Here is a 23302-nt window from a genome sequence, read left to right on the forward strand (position 1 = left end):
CCCCTGGGTGTCCGGTGACGGTGTGCCGCGCAGGGCCGGGCTCTCGTCCTTCGGGGCGGGCGGCTCCAACGCGCATCTGCTGATCGAGGAGTACGTGGCTCCCGACGGTCCGGCGGTCGACGCACCGGGGCTGATCGTGCTGTCCGCCAAGGACGAGACCCGGCTGCGCGAGTCCGCCGCGCGGCTCCTCGCCCACCTGCGGGAAACCCCCGTGCCGCTGGCCGAGTTGGCGTACACGCTGCAGACCGGGCGGGAGGCCATGCGCCACCGGCTGGCCTTCCATGCGGCCGACGCCGACGAGGTGCAGGCCCGGCTCGAAGCCTTCCTCGCCGGTGACACCGAAGGGCTGCACCAGGGGCGGGCCGACCGCGACCGCCCTGTCGCCGCGGTGTTCGCCGACGACGAGGACGCCGACACCCTGCGGCGCTGGGTCAGGCGCGGCAGGTACGACCTCGTGCTCGACCTGTGGACGCAGGGCCTCGACATCGACTGGGCCGCGCTGTACGAGGCCGGGACACCCCGCCGGGCGGGCCTGCCGACGTACCCCTTCGCCCGCGAGCGGCACTGGATCGACCAGGCCCAGGACCAGTACCAGGCCCCGGGTGCGGGCTCCCGCACCGCCGTGCTGCACCCGCTGGCCCAGCGCAACACCTCCGACTTCGGTGCCCAGCGCTACAGCGCCCGCTTCACCGGCGGCGAGTTCTTCCTGGCCGACCACACGGTGCAGGGGCGGCCGATGCTGCCGGGCGTCGCCGTCCTCGAAATGGCCCGCGCCGCCGTCGAGTTGACCGTCCCCGAGCCGGTGACCGCGCTGACCGACGTCGTCTGGCTGCGGCCCTACGTGCCCGCGCCCGACGCCGAGCTGCGCGTCGTCCTCGTCCCGGGAGAGGGACGCATCGCCTTCGAGGTCAGCTCCGACGACCTGCACGCCACCGGCGAGGCCGTCACCGGGGAGCCCGAGGCGCTTGCGGACCCGCGGCCCGTCCTCGAGCGGCAGGCGCTGCTCGCCGGGCTCGCCGACGTACCCGTGGACCGCTGCTACGAGGCGCTGGCCGCGTGCGGCATCGGCTACGGACCCGGCATGCGCGCCCTCGCCGAGGTGCACGCGGGCGACGGCCAGGTGGTCGCGCGGCTGCGCACACCCGGCGGCGACGCCGGGTTCGCCCTGCACCCGGCCCTGCTCGACGCGGCCCTGCACGCCGGTATCGCGCTCGACCTCGCCGCGGGCCGCACCGCCGTGCCCTTCGCCGTCGACCGGGTCGACCTGCTCGGCGCCTGCCCGCCCGAGCCGTGGGCCTGGCTGCGCCGCCGCCCCGGCTCTGGGACCCTCGACGTCGACCTCTTCGACGACGAGGGGCAGGTCTGCGTCCGCCTTGCCGGGGTGTCCGTCCGCTCCCTGGACGACGAACAGGCCCCGGCGCAGGGGGAACCCGTCGAGGTCGCCGTGGTGCAGGCACCCGACCACGCCCGTGCGGTCCGCTACCTGACGTCCGTACTTGCCGCCCAGGTCAAGCTGCCCGCCCACGAGTTGGCTCCGGACGTACCGCTCGCCGAGCACGGGGTCGAATCCGTCCTGGCCCTGCAGATCATCCGGGAACTGGAGCGCAGCTTCGGGCCGCTGGCCAAGACCCTGCTCTTCGAACAGCGCACGGTCCACGCCCTCGCCACGTACTTCCGCACCGAGCACGGCGAGCGGCTCGCCGCCCTCCTCGGCTCGGACGCTCCGCCGATCCCCGTGCAGCGCACGGCCGTTGTGCCCCGCGCCGCCGCGGACCACGGGCGCGTCCGCGCACTGGCCGCCGTGCAGCGGCGTGGCGGGGCGGACGAGGGCGGACCTCGACCCGACGACGTCGCGATCGTCGGGGTGGCCGGGAGGTATCCGGGTGCGGCGTCCCTGGCGGACTTCTGGGCGAATCTGCGGGCGGGTGTGGACAGCGTCACCGAGGTCCCGGCCGACCGCTGGGACCCGGCGGTCACCGGCGGCGGCCGGTGGGGCGGATTCCTCTCGGACGTCGACAAGTTCGACGCCCTCTTCTTCCAGATGTCGCCCGCCGACGCCGAACTGACCGATCCGCAGGAGCGGTTGTTCCTGGAGTGCGCCTACGCCACGCTCCAGGACGCCGGTTACACCCGGCAGGCCGCCGCGGACCACGGCCAGGTCGGGGTGTTCGTCGGCGTGATGTACGAGGAGTACCAGCTGTTCGGCGCCCAGGCGCAGGCCCACGGCCGGGCGCTGGCCGCAGGCGGGGTGCCCGCCTCGATCGCCAACCGGGTCTCCTACGTCTGCGACTTCCGCGGCCCGAGCGTCGCCGTGGACACCATGTGCTCCTCGTCGCTGACCGCGATCCACCTGGCCTGCGAGAGCATCAGGCGCGGCGAATCGGACCTCGCGCTCGCCGGCGGGGTGAACCTGTCGGTCCACCCGAACAAGTTCCTGCTGCTGGACCAGGGCGGCTTCCTGGGCGACAGCGGCCGGTGCGCCGCGTTCGGTGCGGGCGGGGACGGCTACGTGCCCGGCGAGGGCGTCGGTGCGGTGCTGCTCAAGCCGCTGGCCAGCGCGATCGAGGACGGCGACCGCATCCACGCCGTCATCAAGGGCAGTGCCGTCAACCACGGCGGTCGCACCAGCGGCTACACCGTGCCTGATCCCGCGGCCCAGGCGGACGTCATCCGCCGGGCACTCGACGCGGCGGACATGGCACCGGCCACCGTCGGCTACGTCGAAGCGCACGGGACCGGGACGTCGCTCGGCGACCCCATCGAGATCGCCGGGCTCGCGGGCGCCTTCGGCGGCGCCCCCGGCCGGCAGGTGGCGATCGGCTCGGTGAAGTCCAACATCGGCCACGCGGAGAGCGCCTCCGGCGTCGCCGGGCTCACCAAGATCCTGCTCCAGCTGAAACACCGGGAGTTGGTGCCTTCGCTGCACGCCGAGGAGCTGAACCCGCACATCGACTTCGACGCGACGCCCTTCCGGGTCCAGCGGGAGCTGGCAGCCTGGGTGTCCGGTGACGGTGTGCCGCGCAGGGCCGGGCTCTCCTCCTTCGGCGCGGGCGGCTCCAACGCCCACCTGCTGATCGAGGAGTTCGTTGCCCCGCAGCCGCCCCGGCCGGAGCCCGAGGATCAGGCGCCCGGCCTGATCGTGCTGTCCGCCGCGGACCCCGATCGCCTCACCGACCTCGCACGCGGCCTGCTGGACCATCTGCGGTCCGAGTCGCCCCGGCTGGCCGACGTGGCGTACACGCTGCAGGTCGGTCGCGAGGAGATGGCGGAACGGCTCGCCTTCGCCGTCCGGAGCACCGGCGAACTGCGCGACCGGCTCGCCGACTTCGTCGAAGGGCGACCCGGTGACCGGCACCGCGGACGGGCCGTCCGGGGCGGCGAGCTGGCCGCGCTCTTCGCCGGTGACGACGACGCCCGCGAGGCCGTGGCCGCCTGGATCACCAAGGGCAAGCACGACCGGCTGCTGGCCGCATGGGTCAACGGGCTCGGCGTCGACTGGGAGTTGCTGCACCGCGGGCGCGCCCCCCGCCGCGTCGGCCTGCCCGGCTACCCCTTCGCCCGCGAGCGGCACTGGATCAAGCAGACCGCCGCCCCTACGGCTCCGGTGAGCGCCCTGCACCCCCTCGTGCACCGCAACGTCTCCACCCTGTGGGAGCAGCGCTACGAAACCACCCTGGACGGCGCCGAGTTCTTCCTTGCCGACCACCGGGTGGGCGGACGGCCCCTGCTGCCCGCAGCCGCCGCACTGGAAATGGCATACAGCGCCGCCCACTTGACGCTCGGCTCACCCGGCGACGCCCGGCTGTACCTCACCGACGTGGTCTGGCAGCGCCCGGTGGACCCGGGCGAGACCCCCGGCGCCGCCACCCTCGGCATCACCCTCGAAGCCGCCGCGGACGACACGCTCGGCTTCACCATCGCCCGTGCCGGCGACGAGGACCTGCGCTTCGTGCAGGGCAGCGCCCACCTGCGCGCACCCGAGCCGGCACCCGTCCTCGACCTCGACGGCCTGCTTGCCGACTGCACCCGGACCCTGCCCGCCGACGAGGTGTACGACCGTTGCGCGCAGGCAGGCATCGCCTACGGCCCGCGGATGCGTGCGCTGCAGGAGGTACGGGTCGGCAGCGGTCAGGTGCTGGCCCGGGTGGCGCTGCCGGGACCGGCGGGCCGCAGCCCGTACACCCTGCACCCGGGGCTGCTCGACGCGGCACTCCAGGCCGCCGCGGGCCTGGCCCCGCTGCCCGGCCGGACCGGTGCGGGCGGCGCCGCACTGCCCTTCGCGCTCGACGAACTCGCCGTCCACGCACCCCTGGACGGTCCGGCGTGGGTGTGGGTGCGCCCCCGCGAGGGCCGCGCCGCCGCCACGGACCAGGTCCTCGACCTCGACCTGTGCGACGAGGACGGCCGGCTGCTGGTGGCCCTGCGCGGGCTGCACCTGCGGGCGGTCGCCCTACCCGCAGCTGCGGCGGCAGCCGGACCCGCAGCCGCGACCGCGGCCGTACCCGCCGAGGCCACCCTGCTGCTCGCCCCGGTGTGGCAGGAGGCGGCCGAGCGGGAGGCGGAACCGGCCGCCGAGCGCGTCGTCTTCCTGACCCGGCGGCACTCCCACGTCCCCGTGCCCGGCGCGGACGTCGTCCTGCTCGACGGCCGCGCCGAGGCGTACGAGGACGACGCCGCCCTCGTCCTGCGCGAGGTGCAGCGGCTGAGCGCGGACGGTGCCCCGAAGCCGACCCGATGCCAGCTCGTCGTACCGCAGGACGCGCTGCCCGCCGCGGGACTCGCCGGGCTGCTGCTGTCGGCGGCCCAGGAGTACCCGGGCCTGGAAGCCCAGACCGTGGAGGTGCCCGCGGGCGCCGACACCGCGGCGGTGACCGCGCACCTGGACCGGGCGCTGCGGCTGCCTCCCGGGACCCGCAGCCGCGGCGGCCGGGTGGCCGGCTGGGCCGAACTCCCCGAAGCAGACGCCCCGGTGCCGTGGCGCGCCGGCCACGTCTACCTGGTCACCGGCGGGCTCGGCGGCATCGGGCGGCTGCTGGCAGCGGACATCGCCCGCCGTGCCCCCGGCGCGGACGTCGTCCTCGTCGGCCGCTCGCCCGCGCCCGACCTGCCGGGCGGGGCGCGGGTCACCTACCGGCAGGCCGACGTCGCCGACCTGGACGCCGTACGGCAGGTGGTCGCCGACGTGCTCGCGGAACACGGCAGGCTGGACGGCGTCCTGCACGCCGCCGGGGTGCTGCGGGACGGCCTGCTCGCGCACAAGACACCGCAGGACCTGGCCGCCGTCCTGGCACCCAAGAGCGCCGGAACCCGCAACCTGGACACCGCGACCCGGGATCTGCCGCTCGACTTCTTCGCCCTGTTCTCCTCGGCCACCGGCGCCTTCGGCAATGTGGGGCAGGCCGACTACGCCGCCGCCAACGGCTTCCTCGACCGCTTCGCCGACCACCGGGCGGCACTCGCCGCCCGCGGCGAACGGCACGGCACCACCGTCTCCGTCGGCTGGCCGCTGTGGGCCGAGGGCGGCATGGCGGTGGACGGCGCGACGGTGGACGTGATGCGCGGGCTCGGCCTGGCCCCGCTCGGCACGGCCGACGCCCTGCGCACCCTCGACCGCGCCCTGGCCTCGGGGCGCAGCCACCTGGTCGCCCTCACCGGCGACCCGGCCCGGCTGCGGGACCGCTTCGTCACCGCGCATGCCGAGCATGCCGAGCCGGCCCAAGCGGCCCCACCCGCGCCACCGAGCCCACCTGCCCGCCCCGCCGACCCGGCCCCGGCCGCCCGCATCCAGGCAGAACTGGCCGCCCTGGTCTCGCAGATCCTGCTGGTCGACCCGGCCGACCTCGACCAGGACACCGAACTGAACGACTACGGCTTCGAGCCGGTCACCCTCGCCGAGCTGGCCCGGCGCATCAACCTGGCCCTGGGCCTGGACGTCGGCGCCACCGAGCTGCTGGAGCACACCACGCTCGGCGGGCTCGCCCGCCACCTCGGCGCCGCCTATCCCCACCTCACCGTCCCGTCCGGCGGAGCCAAGGAGACCACCGATGCCAGCGCCTGACGACGACCTGGGGGAGAAGGCGCGCCGCTACGTCGCGGGCCGCCTCGCCGCCGTGCTCAAACTGGCCCCGGAACGCCTCGACGCCGCAGTGCCGCTCAACGAGTACGGCACCGACTCCGTCAAGGCGGTGGAGGTGACGCTGCTGCTGGAACGCGACCTCGGACCGCTGCCGCGGACCCTGCTGTTCGAGTACCCGACGGTCGGCGAGCTGACCGACTACCTGCTCGGCCACGCAGGCGCCGCGATCGCCGCAGCGGTGGGGCGCGCGCCCGCCGAGGACCACCCGGGGCCGGGCCAGAGCAAGCCGGCCGAGGGCACACCGGTACGTGCCGCGGTGCCCGCCCGGCAGGTCGCGCCCGGCGGCCGCATCCGCCTGACCGGTCACCGCTTCGCTCCCGCCCCCGCGGCTCCCGCCTCCCCGGCTCCGGGCGCCCCGTCCGCCGCTGCGCTCGACATCGCGATCGTCGGCGTCGCCGGACGCTACCCGGGAGCGCGCGACACCGGCGAGTTCTGGCAGAACCTGCGCGCCGGCCGGGACTGCGTCACCGAGGTCCCCGCAGACCGCTGGGACCACGGCGCCTACTACGACCCGCGCAAGGGCGAGCCGGGCCGCACGTACAGCAAGTGGGGCGGCTTCATCGACGGCGTGGACGAGTTCGACCCGCTGTTCTTCTCCATCGCTCCCCGCGAGGCAGAACTGCTCGACCCGCAGGAGCGGCTCTTCCTCCAGTGCGCATACGAGACCGTCGAGGACGCCGGATACACCCGCGCGACGTTGCCCCGCACGGTCGGGGTGTTCGTCGGCGTGATGTACGAGGAGTACCAACTGCACGCCGCCCAGGACCAGATGCGCGGCCGGCGCTACGCGGTGGGCGGCAACGCCTCCTCGGTCGCCAACCGGGTCTCGTACACCCTGGACCTGCACGGCCCCAGCATCGCCCTCGACACGATGTGCTCGTCGTCGCTGACCGCACTGCACCTGGCCTGCCGGGCGATCCGCAGCGGCGAATGCGATGCCGCGCTGGTCGGCGGCGTCAACGTGACGATCCACCCGAACAAGTACCTGATGCTCGCCCAGGGCCGGTTCGCCTCAAGTACCGGGCGCTGCGCCAGCTTCGGCGCGGGCGGCGACGGGTACGTGCCGGCGGAGGGCGTCGGTGCAGTCCTGATCAGGCCGCTGGAGGACGCGGTGGCCGCGGGCGACCGGATCCTCGGCGTCGTCAAGGGCACCGCCGTCAACCACGGCGGCCGGGCCACCGGTTACACGGTGCCCAACCCGCAGGCGCAGGCCGACGTCATCACGCGCGCGCTGCGCCAGGCGGGCGCGGACCCGTCGGACATCGGCTACGTGGAGGCCCACGGCACCGGCACGGAACTCGGCGACCCCATCGAACTGGCAGGCCTCACCCGGGCGTTCGGCGACCGTGGCGCCGAAGCGGGCACCGTCGCGCTCGGCTCGGTGAAGTCCGCCATCGGCCACGCCGAGAGCGCCTCGGGCATCGCCGCGCTCACCAAGGTCCTGCTGCAGTTCCGGCACGGCGAACTCGTCCCGTCCCTGCACGCGGCGGAACCCAACCCGCACATCGACTTCGGGAGCACGCCCTTCCGCCTCCAGCGCGAGACGTCCCCGTGGCCGGCAGGGGAGCGCCCGCGCCGGGCCGGCATCTCCTCCTTCGGTGCGGGAGGGGCCAACGCCCATGTGGTCGTGGAGGATTACCCCGCGCAACTCCCGGCCGCCGCAGCCCGCCCGGAGCCCGCGACCGTCGTGCTGTCCGCCCGGGACGGCGACCGGCTCGCGGAGCAGGCGCGCCGCCTGCACGCGGCGCTCGACACGTACACCGACGCGGACCTCGCCGACATCGCGTACACGCTGCAGACCGGCAGGGAGGCGCTGGACGAGCGGCTCGGCTTCGTCGCGCACTCCCTGGACGAGGTGCGCGAGCAGTTGACCCGGCATCTGCGTGGCGGAACCGGTGAGACCGGCGGGCCAGGTGCCGCAGTGCTCGACCGCTGGCTCGCGGGTGAGCCCGTCGACTGGTCGGCCCTGCACACCGGCGCCGTACGGCGGCGCCTGGCGCTCCCCACCTACCCCTTCGCCCGCGAGCGGCACTGGGCGCCCGACCCGCACGGGACCCCGCTGCCGCCCGCGGCCGACGGTACGGCGCCGGAAACGGTCCGCGCCGAGGTGCTGAGCCTGCGCCAGGAGTCCGGGCACGAGGGGACGCGGCTGCGCACGACCCTCACCGGTGGCGAGCACTTCCTGGCCGACCACCTGGTCGGCGGCGAGCGCGTCCTGCCCGCCGCCGTGCAGCTCGAACTCCTGCGCGCGGCCGTGGAGCCGGCCGCAGGACCGGGGGAGCGGACGGTCCGGCTGACCGACGTGGCATGGCCGCGCCCGGTCACTGTCGGCGCCGCGCCCGTCGAGGTGGCCGTCACGCTCACCCCGCGCGCCGGCGGGGCGACCGGGCTGCGGGTCACCGCCGACGGGTCGGTCGTCTCGCTGGGCACCGCCCACGTCACCGCCGCCTCCGACACGCGTCCCGTCCTTGACCTGCCGGCCCTGCGCGCCGCCTGCGACCGCCCCGTCCCCGCCGACCGCTGCTACGCGCTGCACGCCGCCGCGGGCATCGCGTACGGCCCGTCGATGCGCGCCGTCGAAGAGCTGGCGGTCGGTGACGGCCAGGTGCTGGCCCGGCTGCGGGCACCCGGCGCCGCCGCGCCGAACGGGGGGCTGCACCCGGCAGTCATGGACGGCGCGCTGCACGCAGCCGTCGCCCTCGCGGACGCCGCGACCAGCACCAGCGGGAGCACAGGCAAGCCGCCGGTCCCCTTCGCCGTCGCCGAGGCGGAGATCCTCGCCCCGACACCGGCCGCGGGATACGCCCACATCCGCACCGGCGCCGCCCGCCCCGGCACCCTGGACATCGACGTCTGCGACGATGACGGCCGGGTCTGCGTCCGGCTGCGCGGCCTCGCCGTCGGCCTCCCGGAAGCCACACCCGCGGCCCCGGCCGACCAGCACCTGCTGCACCCGGTCTGGGAGGAGTACACCCCCGCCGCGGCCGAGCCGTCAGAGCCCGACGTCGTACTGGTCGTCGGCGGGACGCAGGAGCAGCGCGAGTGGCTGCGGGCCGCGCACCCGCACGCGGACGTACGCGTCCAGGACCTCACCGACGTACGGGCCGAGCCGGGCGTCGGCCAGGTCTACTGGATCGCCCCCGCCGACGCCGCCGACGGCACCGAGGCCGTCGTGCACTGCTTCCGGCTGGTGAAGGCCTTCCTGCGGGCCGGCTACGCGGACACCCCGCTCGGCTGGACGGTGGTCACGCAGCAGACCCAGCAGGTCGGCCCCGCCGACGGCGACCCGCACCCGGCCGCGGCAGGCGTGCACGGGCTGACCGGCTCGCTCGCCAAGGAGCAGCCGCGCTGGTCGGTACGGCTGGTGGACCTCGCGCTGGGGGTGCCCTGGCCGGTGGCCGCGCTCCGCACCCTGCCGGCGGACCCGCACGGCGCCACCCTGGCCTTCCGCCGCGGACGCTGGCACCGCCAGGAACTGCGCCCGCTCACCCTGCCCGCACCCGCCGCCCCGCCCTACCGGCCGGGCGGGGTCTACGTCGTCGTCGGCGGGGCCGGCGGCATCGGTGAGGCCTGGACCGAGTACGTGGTACGCCGCTACGCGGCCCAGGTCGTGTGGATCGGGCGGCGCCCGGCGGACGCGGCCATGGACGCACGCCTGGACCGGCTCGGCGCCCTCGGCCCGCGGCCGGTGTACGTCACGGCTGACGGCTCGGACCCCGGCGCGCTGGACCGGATACGCCGTGACGTGGTGGCCCGGTTCGGCCGGGTGGACGGCGTGGTGGTGTCCGCCATCGTGCTGCGCGACCGGATGCTGCGGTCCATGCCCGAGTCGGACCTGCGGGCCGTACTGGAAGCGAAGATCGCCGTCAGCGAGGCCGTCTCGACCGCCTTCGCCGCGGAACACCTGGACTTCGTCCTCTTCTTCTCCTCGCTGGTCGCCCACGCCCGCCCGCCGGGCCAGGCCAACTACGCGGCGGGCAGCACCTTCACCGACGCCTACGCCGAGTGGCTGCGCCGCCGCCGCGACTGGCGGGTCAAGGTCGTGGACTGGGGCTACTGGGGCAGCGTCGGCGTCGTCGCCGACGACGCCCACCGGGCGCGCATGGCAGGCCTCGGGCAGGGGTCCATCGAGCCGGCCGAGGCGATGGACGTCCTCGAACGGCTGCTGGGCGGCACGCACGACCACGTCGGCTTCATGAAGACGGCCCCCGCTGCTGGTGCGGCGGTCCCGTCTGTGTCCGTCGCCGCGTCCACCGCGGCTGCCGGTGACCGGACCGCGCTGCGCCCCAGGGCCGTGGCCCACCTCAAGGCGCTGGTCGGCGCGACGGTCAAGCTCGCCCCTGAAAGGATCGACGCCCGCCGTTCGCTGCGCGACTACGGCCTGGACTCGGTGATGTCCGTCGAGCTGGCCGAGCACCTGCGGGCCGCCGTGGCGGACGTCGGCAGCACCTTCTTCTTCGAGTTCACCAGCATCGACGAGGTCGTGGACCACCTGCTGGCGACCCGCCCGGAAGACCTGGCCCGGCTGGTGGGCGAGCCCGCGGCCGAGGCGGAATCCGCGCCCGAGCCGACCGCGGCGGCAGACCGCAACCCGGTCCCGGCACCGGTCCCCGCACCCCGGCCCGCAGTCGCCGACGCCACCCCGCAGGACGGCGACATCGCGGTGATCGGCCTGTCCGGCCGCTACCCAGGGGCCGCCGACGTCGACGCTTTCTGGGACCTGCTGCTCGCCGGCCGTTCAGCGATCGGGGAGGTCCCCGCCGAGCGCTGGGACTGGCGTGCCTACCACGACCCGGTGCCCGGTACCCGCGGGCACACGTACAGCCGCTGGGGCGGCTTCCTCGCCGACGCGGACGCCTTCGACGCCGGCTTCTTCGGCATACCGCCCGTCGAGGCCCGGCACATAGACCCCCAGGAACGCGTCTTCCTCGAAGCCGTGCACGCCGCGATCGAGGACGCGGGCCACACCACAGCGACCCTCAGCCCCGAGCGCAGGGTCGGGGTGTTCGTCGGCGCGATGAACGGCAACTACCCCACCGGCGTGCGCTTCTGGTCGATCGCCAACCGGGTCTCCTTCCTGTTCGACCTGCGCGGACCCAGCATGGCCGTGGACAGCGCCTGCTCCTCCTCGCTGACCGCCGTCCACCTGGCCGTCGAGAGCCTGCGCGCGGGCACCAGCGACTGCGCCGTCGCCGGCGGGGTCAACCTCGTCGTCCACCCAGACCACCACGTCCGCCTCAGCGAGATGACCATGCTCTCGCCGGGCGGGCGCAGCGCGCCCTTCGGTGCGGACGCGGACGGCTTCGTGGACGGCGAGGGCGTCGGCGCCGTCGTCCTCAAGCCGCTGGCCGCCGCCATCGCCGACGGCGACCACATCCACGGCGTGATCAAGGGCAGCCACGTCAACGCCAACGGCCGCACCGGCGGCTACACCGTGCCCGGCCCCGTAGGCCAGAGCACCGCGGTGTCCGAGGCGCTGCGCCGCTCCGGCGTACCGGCGCGCTCGGTGTCGTACGTCGAGGCGCACGGGACCGGCACCGCGCTCGGCGACCCGATCGAGATCACCGGGCTCACCCGGGCCTTCCGCCACGACACCGGTGACACCACCCAGGCCGCCGGCACCGGTTTCTGCGCCATCGGCTCGGTGAAGTCGAACATCGGCCACGCCGAGAGCGCGTCGGGCATCGCGGGACTGACCAAGGTGCTGCTGCAGATGCGCCACCACACGCTCGTGCCGTCGCTCAACGCCGAGACCCCCAACCCGCACATCGACTTCGACGCGACACCGTTCACGGTGCAGCGGACCGCCGCCCCCTGGGAACCGCCCGCAGCCGGTACGCCGCTGCGCGCGGGCGTCTCGTCCTTCGGCGCGGGCGGCGCCAACGCGCACGTGGTCGTGGAGGAGGCGCCCGAGCCGCCGTCCGCGAGCGGCTCCCACGGACCGCAGTTCGTCGTGCTGTCCGCACGCGACGAGGCAGGCCTGCTCGAGCGCGCCCGGCGGCTGCTCGCCTTCGTCACCGCGGGCCGCTGCCCGCAAGGCCGCTTCGCCGACCTGGCCCACACCCTCCAGGCCGGCCGCGAGGAGATGGCCGAGCGGCTCGCCCTCCACGCCACCGGGACCGACGACCTGCGCGAGCAGCTGGCCGCCTTCACCGCGGGCGGTACCGGGCGCTGGGTGCGCGGCAGGACCGACCCGCACGGTGAGCGCCCCGACGGCGTCCCGGCCGCGGAACAGCGCACCTGGGCACCCGGACGCGTCCTCGACGCCTGGGTGCGGGGTGTGCCGGTCGACTGGGCCGCGCTGCGCGAAGGCCCGGCGCCGCGCCGGATGAGCCTGCCGACGTACCCCTTCGCCCGCGACCGGTACTGGATCGCCCCCGACGCGGGCAGCCGCCCGCACCCGCTGCTCGACCGCGTCGTCTCGACGCTGTGGGGTCTGCTGTACGAGTCCGTGTGGACCGGCGAGGAGTTCTTCCTCGCCGACCACCGGGTGCGCGGCGCACGGGTGCTGCCCGCCGCCGCCCACCTCGAACTGGTACGCGCCGCCGTCGCGCACGCCGCAGGCACACCCGCGGACGGCGTCGAACTGACCGACGTGGTCTGGGCGCTGCCGCTGGCTGCCGCGGGCCGCCCGGAACCCGTGAGGGTGGCCCTGACCCCCGACCGGGACCGGGGCACCGTCTCCTTCGAGGTCCGCTCCGCCGACCCCGCGCCGGTGGTCTACTGCACCGGCCGCGCCCGCCCGTCCGGCGATACGCAGCCGGTGCTCGACCTGGCAGGGGTACGTGCGCGCTGCGCCCACGGCCCGGTCGCAGGCGCCGACTGCCGGGCCGCCTTCGCCGCCGCCGGCATCACGTACGGGCCCGGCATGCACGCCCTGGTCCAGGTGTGGACCGGTACGGGCGAGGTGCTGGCCCGGCTGCGGCTGCCCGCGCAGCTCCGGTCCGGCAGGGACGGATACCTGGCGCACCCGGCCATGGTGGACGCGGCGCTCCAGGCCATCGCCTCACTCGCCACCACCGGCGGCCCGGGCGGATCCGGCAGCCTGGGGCTGCCGTTCGCGGTCGAGCGGGCGGACCTGCTCGGGCCGGTTCCCGAGGAGGCGTGGGCGTACGTCAGGCCGCACCCCGGTACGGCCGCCTCGGTGGACGTCGACGTGTGCGACGGGCAGGGCCGGGTCTGCGTACGGCTGCACCGCCTGACGCTCCGCCCGCTGCCCGCAGCACAGGAAGCGGCGCAGGAAAGGCCATACGAGGCGGCACAAGAAGCGGCAGGGCAGACCCCGGATCTCGACGTGCTCGCCACCGGCCTGCTGCGTGCGCAACTGCGGGCGACCGGCTGGTTCGACGGTACGGACGTCGGCCCCGGCCTGCCGGAGCAGGCCGCAGGACTGCCACCGCACCTGCGCGACTGGCTCGCCGAGAGCCTGCGGCTGCTCGCCGCCGGGCAGGGCGTGCCCGGCGGCGAGGCGCCCGGCTGGGACGCCTGGGCGGCGGCGAAGGACGCCTGGGGTGACCGTCCCGCCGTCGCCGCGCAGGTCGAACTGGTCGAGGCCGCCCTGCGCGGCCTGCCCGACCTGCTCGCCGGCCGGCGGCTGGCCCACGAGATCCTCTTCCCCGACTCCTCGATGGACCTGCTCCAGGCCCTCTACCAGGGCAACGAGGAGGCCAACAGCGCACTCGCCGACGCCCTGGCCGCCCATGTCGACCGGCGGCTCGCCGCTGAACCCCGTGCGCAGCTGCGCATCCTGGAGGTCGGCGCGGGCACCGGCGGCACCAGCAAGGTCCTCTTCGACCGGCTGCACCCGTACGGCGCCGCCGTCGCCGAATACCGCTACACCGACCTGTCCGCGTCCTTCCTGCGGCACGCCCGGCAGCAGTTCGGCCAGACGGCGCCCTACCTGGAGTGCCAGGTCCTGGACATCGAGCGGCCACCGGGCGAGCAGGGCATCGGCGCGGGTACGTACGACGTCGTCGTGGCCACCAACGTGCTGCACGCCACCCGGCAGATCGGCGACACCCTCGACCACGTACGGCAGATGCTGCGGCCCGGCGGTGTGCTGCTGCTCAACGAGCTGACCCGCAAGCGCGTCTGGCTGCACCTCACCTTCGGGCTGCTGGAAGGCTGGTGGCGGACCGAGGACCCGCAGCTGCGGCTGCAGGGCAGCCCCGTCCTGGCCCCGCAGGGCTGGCGCGACGCACTGACCGCCGCGGGCTTCTCCACCGTCCGCTTCCCCTTCGGCATGGCAGCCGACCTCGACCAGCACACCGTGGTGGCGACGGCCGACGACGCTGCCGTCATCCCGGTCGCCGCGCCCGCGGCCATCCCGGTGAGCGCACCGGTCACCGCCGTTCCGGCGCCGGTGCGGCGGGCTGCGGGAGCCCTGGTCGAGGAGCTTGCGGCGGGTCTGGCCGACGTCCTGGAGATGCCGGCGGGCAGCGTCGACCCCGACCGGCCCTTCGCCGACCTGGGCCTCGACTCGATCTTCGCGGTGCAGTGGGCCAAGCTCATCGAGGAGCGCCACGGCGTGGAGTTCACCGCCGCCCGCGTCTACGACTACCCGACCGTCCGGCTGCTCGCCGCGTATCTGGAAGCCGAGCTGCTGCCGCCGGAGCCCGCACCAGAGCCCGTGCCTGAAGGCGCTCAACCGCGGGTGGACGCGGACCAGGACCTGACGCTGGACGACGTCCTGCGCCGGGTCGAGGACGGAACCCTGGACATCGACGCCGCCGAGCAGCTGCTGGGCCGGCTGACCGGAGCGGGCCGACCGTTCGCCGGATCCGACGAGGAGACGACCACCATGGCGCAGCGCCGGAGCACCGTATGACGACCCCTCGGGAGATCCTGACCGCCGTCCGCTCGGGCCGGCTGAGCGTCGAGGACGCTCGCAGTGCGCTGTCCGCAGCTGCGGCGCCGGCACCGCCGGCCGCCGCCCCGGCCATCCTCCCGGCCGCCGAACCCGCCGAACCCGCCGAACCCCTCGCCCCCGCCGCCGGGCGCGGCGGGCCGCCCGAGCCGGTCGCCGTCGTCGGCATGGCCGGGCGCTACCCCGGCGCGGCCGACCTCGACGGCTACTGGACCAACCTGCGCGAGGGCCGCGACAGTGTCGGCGACATCCCCGCGGCACGCTGGGACGCCGACCGCACCTTCGACCCGACCCCGGGGTCCGGCGGCACCTACACCAAGGCGCTGGGCGCGCTGGACGACATCGAGTCCTTCGACCCGCTCTTCTTCGGGATCTCCCCTGCCGAGGCCGAGGGTATGGACCCGCAGCACCGCCTCTTCCTCCAGGAGGGCTACCGGGCCTTCGAGGACGCCGGCTACAGCCCGGAAGCGCTCAGCGGCACCCGCTGCGGGGTCTACCTCGGCCTCATGGGCAACGAGTACAGCCTGCTGCTCCAGCGGCACCGGGTGCCGACCGTGGGCATCGTCGGGAACAGCGCGGCCGTCGCGGCGGCCCGGCTGGCCTACCTGCTGAACCTCAAGGGACCCGCCGTCCCGATCGACACCGCCTGCTCGTCGTCCCTGGTCGCCGCCCACCTCGCAGGCCAGGCGCTCGCCGCAGGCGAGATCGACATGGCGCTGATCGGCGGGGTCAGCCTCTACCTGGTCGAGGAGACCTACGCCGGCATGTGCGCGGCCGGGATGCTCTCCCGCTCAGGCCGCAGCAGGGCCTTCGACGACCGGGCCGACGGCTTCGTCCCCGGCGAAGGCGTCGGCGCGCTCGTGCTGAAGCGGCTGTCCGACGCGGAACGCGACGGGGACCGCATCCACGGGCTCATCGTCGCCTCCGGCATCAACCAGGACGGCGCCACCAACGGCATCACCGCGCCCAGCGTGCGCAGCCAGATCGACCTGGAGCGGGCCGTCTACCGGCGAGCGGGCCTCGACCCCCGCACGATCGGCTACGTGGAGGCGCACGGCACCGGCACCAAGCTCGGCGATCCGATCGAACTGGAGGCCCTGGCCACCGTCTTCCGCGAGTGGACCGACGACACCGGCTTCTGTGCGATCGGCTCGGTCAAGACCAACATCGGACACACCTCGGCCGCCGCGGGTGTCGCGAGCCTCACCAAGGTCCTGCTCGGCTTGCGGCACGGCGAGCTTGCGCCCTCCCTGCACTTCGAACAGCCCAACGAGCACTTCGACTTCGCCCGCTCGCCCTTCCGGGTCGTGACCGGCAGCGAGCCGTGGCAGGCCGCAGACGGCCTTCCCCGCCGGGCGGCCGTCAGCTCCTTCGGCATCAGCGGCACCAACGCGCACCTGGTGGTCGAGGAGTACGTGCCGCGCTCCGCTCCGCCCGCCGCCGACCGGCCCGACGCCGGGCAGCCCGAGCTGGTGGTGCTGTCGGCCCGCAACCGCGAGCGGCTGACCGCCTACGCGCGCGAACTGCTCGGCTGGATCGGCGAGCGGCCCGCGGCAAGGCTCGGCGACCTGGCGTACACCCTGCAGACCGGCCGCGCCGCGATGGCGAGCAGGCTCGCCGTCGTCGCCGATTCGACGCAGCAGCTGGCCGAGCGGCTCGAAGCCTTCCTCGCCGGGCGTGCCACCCCCGGCATCCACAGCGGCGACGTCAGGGCGGGAAAGAGCGAACTCGGCGTCCTGGACGCCGACGAGGACGCCCGCGAGCTGATCGCGACCTGGGGCCGCAAGGGCAAGCTCGACCGGCTCGCGCAGGTCTGGGCCGCCGGCGCGGGTGTCGACTGGCGGCTGCTGCACCGCACGGCGCGGGTGCACCGCACCGACGCCCCGACCTACCCCTTCGACCGGGTGCGCTGCTGGTTCACCCCCGCAGAGCCGGAGCCGGCCGCCGCCGCCCCCACCAGCGACGGCATGCTGCTGCGCGGGCGCAACGTGTCGACGCTGTGGGCGCAGCGCTTCGAAGCCGCTTTCACCGGTGAGGAGTTCTTCCTCGCCGACCACCGCGTCCAGGGCGAACCGACCCTGCCGGCGGCGGCCACCGTCGAACTGCTGCAGGCCGCCGTGCTCGAATCGGTGGCCGGCCGGGTCGACCACGAGCGGCACGCGGTCCACATCGACCGGCTGGTGTGGCTGCGGCCGGTGCGGGCCGGCGCCGGCGGCGTACGGGTCCGCGTCGAGCTGACGCCCCGGGAGGACGAGCGGCTCGACGTCGCCCTGTGCGACCCCGACGCCCCGGACACCGTCCACGCCCAAGGCGTCGCCCGGGTGCGCGAGCACGGCGGCGAGGACGCCCCCCGGCTCGACATCGACGCCCTGCGGGCCGCCTGCGACGCGACGGGCCTGCCCGGCGCCGAGTGCTATGCGGCCTACGACACGATCGGCATCGACTACGGCCCCGCCATGCGCGGCCTGACCACCCTGTGGCTCGGCGACGGCGTCGCACTCGCCCGCCTCGACCTGCCCGCAGGCGGCACCTCCACGCCGTACACCGCCCACCCGGGTCTGCTCGACGCCGCCTTGCAGGCCTGCATCGGCGTCGCCCGCGACGGCGGCCCGGCCCTGCCCTTCTCGGTGGACGAGGTCGAGATCCTCGGCCCGCTGCCCGAGCAGGCCTGGGCCTCCGTACGCCGCAGGGACGGCGGAACCGCCTTCCACACCTTCGACATCGACGTGAGCGACATCGACGGCTCGGTGCGCATCCGGCTGCGCGGGCTGAGCCTGCGCGCCGCCGGGCCGACGGCCCCGGCACCCGCCGGCGTCGAGCCCGCGGTGGACGTCCAGGTGCTCGCCCCGGCCTGGACGGCCGCCCGGGCCGGGCAGGACGCACGCGATCCCGGGACCACCGTGGTCTTCAGCGCACTGGACGCGCAGACCACCGCCCGGCTCGGCGGCCGGGTCGTGGGCCTGGCCGGCACGGAAGGCACCCTCGACCAGCGCTTCCGCGCTGCGGCCGAGCGGATGCTGACGCACGTACAGCAACTGCTCGGCGAGCAGCCCTCAGCGCCGAGCCTGGTCCAACTGGCGCTGCCCGAGGGGGAGTCCGGTCTGCTCGGCGGACTCGCGGGACTGCTGCGCACCGTACGGCTCGAACACCCCGCCGTCCGCGTCCAGGTGATCGAGACGGACCGTGAATCCGGGGACCTGGACGCCCTGCTGGCCGCCGACGCGCGCACCGCCGACGAGCAGATCCGGCACCGCGCGGGCCGCCGCGAGGTAATGGACTGGCAGCCGGTGCCCACCACGACCCCGGCGCCCGCCCCCTGGAAGGACGGCGGCGTCCACCTGGTCACCGGGGGAGCGGGCGGGCTCGGCGCGCTGCTCGCCGCGGAGATCGGGGCACGGGCGCCCGGCGCCCGGATCGTCCTGGTCGGCCGGTCCGAACCGGCGGCTGCAGAGGGCGTCCTGCGGTCACTGCACGAGGCCGGGGTCGGCGCCGAGTACCGCACCGCGGACGTCGGTGACCCGGCCGCCGTCCAGCGCCTGGTGGACGACGTGCTCGCGGCGCACGGCCGGCTCGACGGCGTCGTCCACGCGGCGGGCGTCCACCGTGACGCACTGGTCCGCGCCAAGACCCCCGAGCAGCTCGCGGAGGTGCTGGCCGCCAAGGTGTCGGGCGCGGTCAACCTGGACGCGGCCACCAGCTCCCTGCCGCTCGACCACTTCGTGCTGTTCTCCTCGCTCGCCGCCGTCGCCGGCAACGTCGGCCAGGCGGACTACGCGGCGGCAAACGGCTTCCTCGACCGCTTCGCCGCCCACCGCACCCGGCTCGCCGCCGAGGGACTGCGGCAGGGCCGCACCGTGTCGGTCGACTGGCCGCTGTGGGCGGAGGGCGGCATGCGCCTGGACGGCGACGTCCTGGCCGCGCTCAACCGGCGCATGGGGCTGCGGCCACTGCCCACCCCCGCCGGGATGGCCGCGCTCTATCAGGCCATGGCCGGCGCCGAGCCGCAGGTACTGGTCGTGGCCAGGGACGTACAGCCGGCCGAACGCCCGGCGGCGCCCGTCGCCGCGCAGACCGCACCCGCGCAGGCCGCCGACGCGGCGGTCCCCGCGGACCTGCGGGCCCGCACCTTCGCGGACCTGGCGGCCACGGTGTCCGAGCTGCTCAAGGTCGACCTGGCCGAGATCGAGAGCGACGTCCCGCTCAACGACTACGGCTTCGACTCGATCATCTTCACCACCTTCGCCGCCCGCGTGAACAGCGCGCTGGGGCTCGACCTCACCCCGCCGGTCTTCTTCGAGTACCCGACCCTGGACCGCCTGACGGACCATCTGGTCGAGACCCACCCGCAGGCGCTGGCCGCCGCCTTCCCCACCCGGACCCCGGAACAGCCCGCCGCTCCGGCCCCAGCCCCGGCCCCAGCCCCGGCCCCGGAGCCGGCAAACGAGCAGGTCCAGGAGCCGCCCCGGCCGACCGCCCGGCTGCCCAAGCAGCAGGTCCGCCGCCCCGCGCCCGCCGCGCCCCCGGCGGCCGGCGGCCAGGAACCGGTCGCGATCATCGGCATGAGCTGCGAATTCCCGATGGCCCGCGACACCGGCCAGTTCTGGGACAACCTCGTCCAGGGCCGCGACTGCATCACCGAGATCCCGCTGGAACGCTGGGACTGGCGGGCGCAGCTCGCCGCGGACCCGGCAGCCGCCGGGGCGCGCTGGGCCGGCACCATCGACGGCATTGCGGCCTTCGACCCGCTCTTCTTCGGGATCTCGCCGCGCGAGGCGGAACTGATGGACCCGCAGCAGCGGCTGCTGATGACGCACGTCTGGCAGGTGCTGGAGGAGGCCGGTTACTCGGCCCGCGCACTGGCCGGCTCCGACCTCGGCCTCTTCGTCGGCACGGTCAGCACCTACGGGCAGCTGATCGCCCAGGCGGGCCGGGCAGCCGAGGGGTACTCCTCCGCGGGGCTCGCCGCCTCGATGGGGCCGAACCGGATGAGCTACTTCCTCGACGTGCACGGGCCGAGCGAGCCGGTGGAGACCACCTGCTCCAGCGCGCTCGTCGCCCTGCACCGCGCCGCCACCGCGCTCTCCCTCGGCCACTGCTCGATGGCGGTCGCCGGCGGCATCAACACCCTGACCGACCCCGGCATGCACGTCGGCTTCGCGAAGGAGGGCATGCTAAGCCCCGACGGCCGCTGCAAGACCTTCGCAGCCTCCGCCGACGGGTACGTACGCGGCGAAGGCGTCGGCATGCTGCTGCTCAAGCGGCTGCGCGACGCCGAACGGGACGGCGACCACATCCACGGCGTGGTCCGCGCCACCGGGGAGAACCACGGCGGCCGGGCGCAGGCGCTGACCGCGCCCAACCCCAACGCCCAGGCGGAGCTGCTGACCACGGTCTACCAGCGGGCCGGCGTCGACCCCAGGAGCGTCGGATACATCGAGGCGCACGGCACCGGCACCGCACTCGGCGACCCGATCGAGATCAACGCCCTCAAGACCGCCTTCGGCCGGCTCTACGCCGCCGCGGGCGCACCGCCCGCCGAGGCGCCGCACATCGCGGTGGCCTCGGTGAAGAGCAACATCGGCCACCTGGAGTTCGCCGCGGGAGCCGCAGGCGTCATCAAGGTCCTGCTCCAGCTGCGGCACCGCACGCTCGTCCGCGGCCTGCACGCCGACGAGGTGAACCCGTACATCCGGCTCGACGGCAGCCCCTTCCGGCTCGTCCGGGAGAACGAGGAATGGGCGGCGCCGCGGGACAGCACCGGCCGCGCGCTGCCACGGCTGGCCGGGGTCAGCTCCTTCGGCATCGGCGGTGTCAACGCGCACGTCGTCATCGAGGAGTACGTCCCGCCGGCGCCCGCCCGTATCGACGCGCCGGCGGCACAACCGGCCGCCGCCACCCACGCGTTCGTGCTGTCCGCGCGGACCGCTGACCAACTCACCGCCCGGGTAAGGGACCTGCTCGGCCACCTCGACCGCACCCCGGACGTGGACCCGGCCGACCTCGCCCACACCCTGCAGACCGGCCGCGACGCGATGGAGCACCGGCTCGCCGTCGAGGCCGGGGACGTCCGGGAGTTGGCAGCGCTGCTGCGCGGCCGGCTCGACGGCACCGGCGACGACCCGCGCGTGCACAGCGCGCGCACCCGGCCGCACCGGGCGGAGATCAGCCGCCGCACCGCCGAGCCGGGCCACTCCGAGCGGGTCGGCGGCTGGCTGCGGGAGCGGCGCTACGACGTCCTGCTCGACCTGTGGACCAAGGGACTTGCGGTGCCGTGGCCGGCCGCGGGCGCGGGCCGCCGCAGGCTGAGCCTGCCGGGCTACCCCTTCGCCCGCGACCGCTACTGGGTCACCCCGGCGGAACCGGTTGCCGCGACACCACCTGCGGCACCGCCCGCGACACCCCCGGCGGACACGCCGTCGCGGCCGGAACCCGTCGCGGCCGGCTCCGTACAAGGCCAGGCCCCGACGGCCGCCGTTCAGGACGCGCCAGGCACGCACCAGCACCCGCCGGCCCCGGACCAGGCCCCACCGGCACCCGACCCCGGGCCGTCGGCCGAGGATCCCGGACAGCCCGTCCTGCTGCGGACCGTCTGGGAGCCGATGCCCGCGCCGACCGGAACCCCGGACGTCGGCGGCCGGGCCGTCGTGATCGGCGGATCGCCCTCGCAGCGCGAGGAGTTGCGGGCGCTGCATGCCGACCTCGTCGCCGTCGAGGCCGGGCCTGAGCGCAGCGCCGACGACCTGGCGGGGGTGCTGCGCCCGTACGGCCCCGTCGACCGCCTCTACTGGTACCTCCCCGAGGGGCCGGCCGGCGCACCGCTGGACGACACCGTCCTCACGGCCCAGGACACCGCGGTCATCACCGCCCTGCGCCTGGTCCAGGCGCTGCTCGCCACCGGGCACGCGGGCCGCACCCTCACCTGGACGGCGGTGACGACCGACGCACTCGCGGAGGGCGACCGGGTCCGCCCCGCCCACGCGGGTGTCCACGGCGTCCTCGGCGTCCTGGCCAAGGAGCAACCCGCCTGGCGCATACGGCTGGTGGACGCGGGCGCCGACGCCCCGCCGCCGATGCGGCAGCTGCTCGCGCTGCCCGCGGACCCGCAGGGCGGCAGCGTCGCCCACCGCCGCGACGGCTGGCTCCGCCCCGTAATGCTGCCGGTCACCGGGCTGCCCGAGAAGCCGCGGGCCTACCGCGACGGCGGGGTATACGTCGTCGTCGGCGGCGCGGGCGCCATCGGCGAGGTCTGGACCGAGTACGTCGCGCGCACCTACGCAGCCCAGGTGGTGTGGGTCGGCAGGCGCGCACCGGACGCCGAACTGCGGGCCAGGCTCGACCGGCTCGGCGCGCTCGGACCCCGGCCCGAGTACGTACAGGCCGACGCCTCGGACCTCGCGGCGCTGCGCGGGGTGCGGGCCGACGTCCTGCGCCGGTTCGGGCGGCTGGACGGCGTCGTGCACGCCGCCGGGGTGAGCCGCGACCTGACCCTGGCGCGTACGACCGAGCAGCGGCTGCGCGACACGCTGACCGCGAAGGCGACGGTGAGCGTGCGGATCGGGCAGGTCTTCGGCGCCGACGAGCTGGACTTCCTGTTGTACTTCTCCTCCTTCGCCACCAGCGCCCGGCTGCCGGGCGACGGCGGCTACAGCGCGGCCAGTGCTTTCGAGGACGCCGCCGCCCGCCGGCTCGCCACCCGCGCCAAGGCGCCCGTGAAGGTGATCGACTGGGGTTACTGGGGAGCGGTCGGCCTCGGCGACAACGAGAGCACCCGGGCGGCCATGGCGCGGATGGGGCAGAGCCCGATCCGCGGCCCCGAGGCGATGGACGCCCTGGAATGCCTGCTCGCCGGGCCGCTGGACCATGTGACGCTGCTGAAGACCACCTTCGCCTGGCCCCGGCACGACACCGTCGCCCTCCAGCCGGACGGCGGCTCCGTACCGCTCCTCGGGCGGCTGGCCGCGAAGGCCCGCCGCGCGCCGGAGGCCCGGCGCAGGACGGAGGTCACCCGGGCGCTGCGCGACCTGGTCTCCACGATCCTCGACGTCGAGGAGGGCGCCGTCGACGGCGACACCGACCTCGGCGAATGGGGCTTCGACCAGGTCGCCTTCACCCAGCTCGCCCACCGGCTCGGCCAGGACCACGGGATCACCGTGCCCGCGGCCCTCTTCGGCGAGGCGAACACGCTCAGCCAGATCACCGACCGCCTGCTGGACGAGGCGGTGCCGAGCAGATGACCCGACCAGACACCGCCCCGCGTGCCGACACCCCCACCGGCGCCTATACGCCCGCCGCCCGACGGC

Annotated in this window: 3 protein-coding genes; all 3 read left to right on the top strand. The window is 75.3% G+C overall.

Annotated elements, in window-relative coordinates:
• The first annotated feature begins 22 nt into the window (after positions 1-22).
• From JT723_RS32610 to JT723_RS32620, 3 genes are read left to right on the top strand one after another with little or no spacing between them, the layout of a single operon-like run.
• Complete coding sequence (locus JT723_RS32610; protein ID WP_205048488.1) at positions 23-6058, top strand: SDR family NAD(P)-dependent oxidoreductase; 6036 nt, start codon at positions 23-25, stop codon at positions 6056-6058.
• Complete coding sequence (locus tag JT723_RS32615) at positions 6045-14963, top strand: SDR family NAD(P)-dependent oxidoreductase (protein WP_205048489.1); 8919 nt, start codon at positions 6045-6047, stop codon at positions 14961-14963. Before JT723_RS32610 ends, JT723_RS32615 begins: the two co-directional genes overlap by 14 nt.
• A complete protein-coding gene (locus tag JT723_RS32620; RefSeq protein WP_205048490.1) occupies positions 14960-23236 on the top strand; it encodes an SDR family NAD(P)-dependent oxidoreductase in 8277 nt (2758 codons plus the stop codon). The genes JT723_RS32615 and JT723_RS32620 overlap by 4 nt, the downstream gene beginning before the upstream one ends.
• Positions 23237-23302: the final 66 nt, after the last annotated feature.

The sequence above is a fragment of the Actinacidiphila bryophytorum genome (genome assembly GCF_016916835.1).
In the GTDB taxonomy this organism is placed as follows: domain Bacteria; phylum Actinomycetota; class Actinomycetes; order Streptomycetales; family Streptomycetaceae; genus Actinacidiphila; species Actinacidiphila bryophytorum.

Bases quoted from the DNA above. Each gene is read 5' to 3' on its own strand.
- JT723_RS32615 (WP_205048489.1), top strand. From the start codon at position 6,045: ATGCCAGCGCCTGACGACGACCTGGGGGAGAAGGCGCGCCGCTACGTC.
- JT723_RS32620 (WP_205048490.1), top strand. From the start codon at position 14,960: ATGACGACCCCTCGGGAGATCCTGACCGCCGTCCGCTCGGGCCGGCTG.